This window comes from Buttiauxella sp. S19-1, assembly GCF_022134725.1.
GTDB classification, from domain to species: Bacteria; Pseudomonadota; Gammaproteobacteria; order Enterobacterales; family Enterobacteriaceae; genus Buttiauxella; species Buttiauxella ferragutiae.
In genome coordinates, this window is record NZ_JAHWLU010000016.1 from 56,812 (window position 1) to 63,604 (window position 6,793).

The 6,793-nt window shown below is 51.5% G+C and carries 7 protein-coding genes; 6 read left to right on the top strand and 1 reads right to left on the bottom strand.

Annotation, left to right across the window (positions count from 1 at the left end; all coding sequences use genetic code 11):
- Window positions 1-94: 94 nt before the first annotated feature.
- Genes hemA through kdsA form a run of 6 tightly spaced genes read left to right on the top strand, consistent with a single transcriptional unit; the run spans window position 95 to window position 5,416 of the window.
- Complete coding sequence (gene hemA, locus MES37_RS06255) at window positions 95-1,351, top strand: glutamyl-tRNA reductase (RefSeq protein WP_064547617.1); 1,257 nt, start codon at window positions 95-97, stop codon at window positions 1,349-1,351.
- A 35-nt stretch (window positions 1,352-1,386) separates the two neighbouring features.
- The gene (gene prfA, locus MES37_RS06260) at window positions 1,387-2,469 is read left to right on the top strand and encodes a peptide chain release factor 1 (RefSeq protein WP_064547400.1); all 1,083 of its coding nucleotides are present in this window, start codon (window positions 1,387-1,389) and stop codon (window positions 2,467-2,469) included.
- Window positions 2,469-3,299: a peptide chain release factor N(5)-glutamine methyltransferase gene (prmC, locus tag MES37_RS06265; protein ID WP_121815549.1), complete on the top strand. Its 831-nt coding sequence runs from the start codon at window positions 2,469-2,471 to the stop codon at window positions 3,297-3,299. The genes prfA and prmC overlap by 1 nt, the downstream gene beginning before the upstream one ends.
- A gap of 19 nt (window positions 3,300-3,318) precedes the next feature.
- Complete coding sequence (gene sirB2 / locus MES37_RS06270) at window positions 3,319-3,708, top strand: invasion regulator SirB2 (protein ID WP_064547396.1); 390 nt, start codon at window positions 3,319-3,321, stop codon at window positions 3,706-3,708.
- 3 nt (window positions 3,709-3,711) lie between these two features.
- Window positions 3,712-4,521: an invasion regulator SirB1 gene (gene sirB1, locus MES37_RS06275; RefSeq protein ID WP_064547394.1), complete on the top strand. Its 810-nt coding sequence runs from the start codon at window positions 3,712-3,714 to the stop codon at window positions 4,519-4,521.
- A gap of 40 nt (window positions 4,522-4,561) precedes the next feature.
- On the top strand, window positions 4,562-5,416 hold the full coding sequence (gene kdsA, locus MES37_RS06280; RefSeq protein ID WP_064547392.1) for a 3-deoxy-8-phosphooctulonate synthase: 855 nt from the start codon (window positions 4,562-4,564) through the stop codon (window positions 5,414-5,416).
- Between the two features lie 148 nt (window positions 5,417-5,564).
- Here kdsA and chaA read toward each other — a convergent pair whose 3' ends face one another.
- Window positions 5,565-6,668, bottom strand: a complete 1,104-nt coding sequence (gene chaA, locus MES37_RS06285; RefSeq protein ID WP_237930629.1) for a sodium-potassium/proton antiporter ChaA — start codon at window positions 6,666-6,668, stop codon at window positions 5,565-5,567.
- Window positions 6,669-6,793: the final 125 nt, after the last annotated feature.

Genomic DNA, 6,793 nt, shown 5'->3' on the forward strand with positions numbered 1-6,793 from the left:
CCCACAAGGAGTGGCTCCCTTTTATTGACTGCACGCATCCTGTATGATGCGCCGAGTTAATCCTTATCAACATCGGTATTACTCAGACCGCTCAATGACCCTTTTAGCGCTTGGCATCAACCATAAAACAGCTCCAGTCTCGTTGCGAGAACGTGTTACGTTTTCGCCGGACACGCTCGACCAGGCATTGAACAGCCTGCTCGAACAGCCGATGGTGCAAGGTGGGGTGGTGTTGTCGACGTGTAACCGGACTGAGCTGTATCTGAGCGTCGAAGAACAGGAAGACCTGCACGAGCAGCTCGTGCGCTGGCTATGTAATTACCACAACCTCAACGAAGAGGAAGTGCGTAAAAGCCTGTACTGGCATCACGACAACGACGCAGTCACCCATTTAATGCGTGTCGCAAGTGGTCTTGATTCGCTGGTGCTCGGCGAGCCACAAATCCTCGGGCAGGTTAAAAAGGCCTTTGCCGACTCACAAAAAGGGCATTCGCTTTCCAGCGAACTGGAGCGCATGTTCCAGAAGTCCTTCTCCGTTGCCAAGCGTGTTCGCACCGAAACCGAAATCGGCGCGAGTGCCGTATCCGTAGCGTTCGCGGCCTGCACCCTGGCACGACAAATTTTCGAATCCTTATCGACTGTCACCGTGTTGCTGGTTGGTGCGGGTGAAACCATTGAACTGGCGGCGCGTCATTTACGTGAACACAACGTTCAGAAGATGATTATTGCCAACCGCACGCGTGAACGCGCTCAGGTGCTGGCTGATGAAGTCGGTGCCGAGGTAATAAGCCTGAGTGACATTGATTCTCGCTTGCAGGAAGCTGACATTATTATTAGTTCCACCGCCAGCCCACTGCCAATCATTGGTAAAGGCATGGTCGAACGCGCGTTAAAAGCTCGCCGCAACCAGCCGTTACTGTTAGTCGACATCGCCGTCCCGCGCGATGTTGAGCCGGAAGTAGGCAAACTGGCGAACGCCTATCTGTATAGCGTTGACGACCTTCAGGCGATAATTCAAAGCAACCTCGCGCAGCGCAAGGCTGCCGCCGTTGAAGCTGAAACGATTGTCGCACAGGAAAGTGGTGAGTTCATGGCCTGGTTGCGTGCCCAAAGCGCAACGGAAACTATCCGTGAATACCGCACACAAGCAGAACAGGTTCGTGATGACCTGGCTGCTAAGGCTATCGCCGCGCTCCAGCAGGGTGCCGATGCCGAAACAGTCCTTCAGGATTTGGCATGGAAATTAACCAACCGCCTGATCCACGCTCCAACCAAATCGCTCACGCAGGCTGCCCGTGACGGGGATGACGAACGCCTGCAGATTCTGCGCAACAGCCTCGGGCTGGATTAGCAAATAAACTCTTATTACAAGGTGAAACACCGCCCATGAAGTCTTCTATCGTTGCCAAACTAGAAGCTCTGCAAGAGCGCCATGAAGAAGTTCAGGCACTGCTTGGGGATGCTGCCACAATTGCCGACCAGGATCGTTTCCGTGCTTTGTCACGTGAATATGCCCAGTTAAGTGACGTTTCCAGTTGCTTCCTGAAATGGCGTCAAGTGCAGGAAGATATTGAAACCGCACAAAGCATGCTTGATGACCCGGAAATGCGCGAAATGGCGCAAGAAGAATTAAACCAGGCGAAAAGCGACAGCGAAGAATTAGAACAACAACTGCAAGTCTTGCTGCTGCCAAAAGATCCTGATGACGAACGCAACGCTTTTGTGGAAGTTCGTGCCGGGACCGGCGGTGATGAAGCGGCTATTTTTGCCGGTGACCTGTTCCGTATGTACAGCCGTTACGCAGAAGCACGTCGCTGGAAAGTTGAAATACTGAGCGCCAACGACGGTGAACATGGTGGCTTTAAAGAAGTAATCGCCAAAATCAGTGGTGAAGGTGTTTACGGCCGTTTGAAGTTTGAGTCCGGCGGTCATCGCGTGCAGCGTGTTCCGGCAACTGAATCTCAGGGGCGTATCCATACTTCCGCTTGTACCGTCGCGGTGATGCCAGAAATTCCTGAAGCGGAATTGCCAGATATCAATCCAGGTGATTTGCGTATCGACACCTTCCGTTCCTCGGGCGCGGGCGGTCAGCACGTTAACACCACCGACTCTGCAATTCGTATTACCCACTTACCGACCGGGATCGTAGTGGAATGCCAGGACGAACGTTCCCAGCATAAAAACAAAGCCAAAGCGCTTTCGGTATTGGGTTCGCGTATTCGTGCCGCTGAAATAGCAAAACGCCAACAGGAAGAAGCTTCAACGCGCCGCAATTTGCTGGGCAGTGGCGATCGTTCAGACCGCAACCGTACTTATAACTTCCCGCAAGGCCGTGTAACCGACCATCGCATCAACGTGACGTTATACCGTCTGGATGAAGTGATGGAAGGGAAACTCGACGCATTGATCGAGCCTATTGTGCAGGAGTTCCAGGCAGACCAGTTAGCGGCGCTGTCTGAGCAGGATTAATGGATTTTAAACACTGGTTACAACAGGCAATTGCCCAGCTTCAGGAAAGTGAAAGTCCGCGTCGCGACGCGGAAATCCTGCTGGGTTTTGTCACCGGTAAAGCACGAACCTTCATCCTCGCTTTTGGTGAAACCGAGCTGGCAGCCGAGCAACAGCAACAACTTGCTGTTTTGCTGGCAAGACGTGTGAAGGGCGAGCCTATCGCGCATTTGGTTGGCGAGCGTGAGTTTTGGTCGCTGCCTTTGCGCGTATCGCCGGTGACGCTTATTCCGCGCCCTGATACCGAATGCCTTGTCGAACAAGCCCTCGCCAGAATGCCTGCCACCGCGTGTTCCGTGCTGGACTTAGGCACCGGTACCGGGGCGATTGCGTTGGCGATTGCCAGCGAGCGCCCGGATTGTGACGTTGTCGCACTGGACTTGATACCTGATGCGGTTGAACTTGCGCGCGATAATGCGAGTCGCCTTGGAATAACCAACGTTGAGGTCTTGCAAAGCAACTGGTTTAGTGCGCTCAATACGCAGCGTTTTGCCGTGATTGTCAGTAATCCACCCTATATTGATGAGGAAGATCCGCACCTTTTACAGGGTGATGTTCGCTTTGAACCTCGCAGTGCGCTGGTGGCTGATAACCACGGTTTGGCCGATTTACGCACGCTGGTGGAAACATCGCGCAACTTCCTTGAATCGGGCGGTTGGTTATTGCTCGAACACGGTTGGCAACAGGCAGCACAAGTTCGTGAACTGTTTAGCGACGCCGGATATACCGAGATACAAAGCTGTCAGGATTACGGTGGCAATGACCGTCTGACAACAGGACGCTTTTTCTAAAGATAAGGAACTGAGCAAAATGGCAACTTACTTCGCGCTCAAGCATTTTCATATTCTGACGGTTATCATTTCCGTGAGTTTGTTCGTTTTACGCTACTGGTGGCAATACCGCGATTCAGCCATGTCGAACAAGCGCTGGGTGCGCATTGTGCCGCATGTGAATGATACGTTATTGCTGGTCAGCGGTGCTGCACTGGTGATGATTACGCATTTCTATCCCTTCACGCCGCAAGGTGCATGGCTGACTGAGAAGCTATTTGGCGTTATTATCTATATCGTTTTAGGGTTTATCGTGCTGGGCAAACGCCCGCGCAGTCAGCAGATCCGGCTATTTGCCTTTTTGCTGGCGCTGGTGGTGCTTTACATCATCATTAAACTCGCCACCACCAAAATACCATTACTGGGGTAAGTCATGAGGTCGTTAGCCGATTTCGAATTCAATCAGGCGCCGTTGTGCGAGGGCATGATTTTAGTCTCGCAGTTGATCCGTGATGATTTCCCGGCAGAAGAAGTGCGTGCACAACTGGAAAGCCTGGCAAGCCTGGCGCGGGAAGAGATCTGCGAAGGTCAGCACCAGGATGTGCAACTCGAAAAATTAGTTGAGCTGTTTTATGGCAGTTGGGGTTTTAAAGACTCCAGCGGCGTTTACCGTTTATCCGATGCATTGTGGCTTGATAAAGTGCTGACAAAACGCCAGGGAAGTGCGGTGTCTTTGGGGGCGATTCTGTTATGGATTGCCGAGCGCCTTGATATCCCGTTAAATCCTGTAATTTTCCCCACGCAGCTAATTTTGCGTGGCGACTGGATGGACGGCGAAATGTGGCTGATCAACCCATTTAACGGCGATACGCTCAACGAACATACGCTGGAAGTGTGGTTGAAAGGTAATGTCGGGCCAACAGCTGAACTGTTCGATGAAGATTTAGATGAAGCTGATAACGCGGAAGTGGTGCGTAAATTACTCGACACCCTTAAATCTGCGCTGATGGAAGAACGTCAAATGGAACTGGCACTGCGTACCAGTGAAACCTTGCTCCAGTTTAATCCGGAAGACCCGTATGAAATTCGCGATCGTGGCTTAATTTATGCGCAGCTTGATTGCGAACACGTGGCTCTTACCGATCTCAGCTATTTTGTCGAGCAGTGCCCGGAAGACCCGATTAGCGAGATGATCAAAGCGCAAATTAATTCGATTTCGCAAAAACAGGTCACTTTGCACTGATGCTAAATTTTTAAATGTTTCCCAACAAGGCGAGATAAAGATGGAACAAAAAGTGGTTAAGATTGGTGACATCAACGTCGCAAACGACCTGCCGTTTGTGCTGTTTGGCGGCATGAACGTACTGGAATCACGCGACCTTGCAATGCGTATTTGTGAGCATTACGTCACCGTGACCCAGAAACTGGGCATTCCATACGTGTTCAAAGCGTCCTTCGATAAAGCCAACCGTTCATCCATCAACTCTTATCGTGGCCCAGGCCTCGAAGAAGGGATGAAGATTTTCCAGGAACTGAAGCAAACCTTCGGCGTGAAAATCATCACTGACGTTCATGAAGCAAGCCAGGCACAACCTGTTGCCGATGTAGTTGATGTGATTCAGCTGCCTGCGTTCCTCGCCCGCCAGACCGATCTGGTAGAAGCGATGGCGAAAACCGGTGCGGTGATCAACGTCAAGAAGCCTCAGTTCGTCAGCCCTGGTCAAATGGGTAACATCGTTGATAAATTCCACGAAGGCGGTAACGACCAGATTATCCTGTGTGACCGTGGCGCGAACTTCGGTTACGACAACCTGGTTGTCGACATGCTCGGTTTTAGCGTAATGAAGCAGGTGTCTAACGGTTCACCGGTTATTTTCGACGTGACACATGCTCTGCAATGCCGCGACCCGTTTGGTTCAGCGTCGGGCGGCCGTCGTGCGCAGGTGACTGAACTGGCTCGTGCCGGTATGGCGACTGGCCTGGCAGGTCTGTTTATCGAAGCGCACCCGGACCCAGATAACGCACGTTGTGATGGCCCATCTGCATTGCCGCTGGCGAAGCTCGAGCCATTCCTCAAGCAAATCAAAGCGATTGACGATCTGGTGAAGAATTTCGAACCACTGGATACCAGCAAGTAAGTCAGGACTAATGGCGGATGACGTTGCACTTATCCGCCCTACAAAAATCAGACTTTTTGACGTGGTAGGGTGGATAAGCGCGAGCGTCATCCACCAAAATAAAAAGCTCTTATCTCACGATAAGAGCTTTTTTTATGACGCAAATTCGTCAGGCAAAAATGGTCATCAAATAAGCGGCAAACAGCGCAAGGTGCGCGGTGCCGTTGAGCACATTGGTGCGCCCGGTTGAAAACGAAATCTGGCATAACACTAATGAAGTTAGCATCACGACTAACTCAGGCATCCCTAAACCAAAGGTCAAATCGTTGCCTGTCAGCAACGCAATCAGCGTCACGGCTGGTACCGTCAGTGAAATCGTCGCCAGCACCGAACCAAAGAACAGGTTCATCGCGCGCTGCACCTGGTTACTCAACACCGCCCTCAATGCCCCTAGACCTTCCGGCGAGAGAATCAATAACGCGATCAGGAAGCCCGTAAACTGCGCAGGTGCATTCAGCGTCGTCAGCAGCGACTCCAGCGGCACCGCATTCATCTTAGTCACCGCAATGACCGCCACCAAATGCACAATCAGCCAGATGGCGTGCCAGGTGTTGCTGTGTGCCGACGGTTTGCCATGATGCGGGTCATCGTCGTCAGACTCGTCTTCATGCTCATAGACAAACAGGCTCTGGTGCGTTTTGGTCTGAATCAACAAGAACACGCCGTACATTGCCGCCGAAATAGCCGCCGCCATTAACGCCTGGCCGGTACTAAAATTACCTTCCGGAAGCGCTGTGGGTAACACCAGCACAATGACCGCAAGGGGAAACAGGGCAATCAAATACTGTTTGATGCCAAACAGGTTCATATACTGTGTGGCGAATTTATTTCCACCCAGCAGAAGAGAGAAACCAACCAGCCCCCCCGTCACAATCATGATGATGGAGTAGAGCGTATCGCGCATCAGTGTCGGCGCGGCATCACCGGTCGCCATCAATGCAGAAATTAAGCTAACTTCTAGAATAACCACCGAAAGACTAAGAATCAGGGAACCATAAGGTTCACCTAAACGGTGCGCAAGCACGTCAGCATGACGCACCACGCTAAAAGCACTACTTAAAATGCCCACCAGGGCCAGAATATTAATCCCTACAACCGCCGGTAAAGACTGGCTTCCTCCCCACACCGCCAGTACGACCAGCGCTAATACCGGGAAAATGAGGGAACTCTCCTTATGACGGGTTTTCACCGCCTCATGTTGTGTTTTGGTCAAAATACTTCTCCAGTTGCATAGGTATTAAGCAATTTAGTTATTATAGTCGGACATTAAAACCCCGTTAAAATAGCAAACTAAGGCGTTTTTATGGGGAAATTTACTCAGTTTTACCGCTTATATAG

Coding starts and splice junctions, on each gene's coding strand:
- sirB2 (WP_064547396.1), top strand. CDS start 3,319: ATGGCAACTTACTTCGCGCTCAAGCATTTTCATATTCTGACGGTTATC.
- kdsA (WP_064547392.1), top strand. CDS start 4,562: ATGGAACAAAAAGTGGTTAAGATTGGTGACATCAACGTCGCAAACGAC.
- prfA (WP_064547400.1), top strand. CDS start 1,387: ATGAAGTCTTCTATCGTTGCCAAACTAGAAGCTCTGCAAGAGCGCCAT.
- prmC (WP_121815549.1), top strand. CDS start 2,469: ATGGATTTTAAACACTGGTTACAACAGGCAATTGCCCAGCTTCAGGAA.
- hemA (WP_064547617.1), top strand. CDS start 95: ATGACCCTTTTAGCGCTTGGCATCAACCATAAAACAGCTCCAGTCTCG.
- sirB1 (WP_064547394.1), top strand. CDS start 3,712: ATGAGGTCGTTAGCCGATTTCGAATTCAATCAGGCGCCGTTGTGCGAG.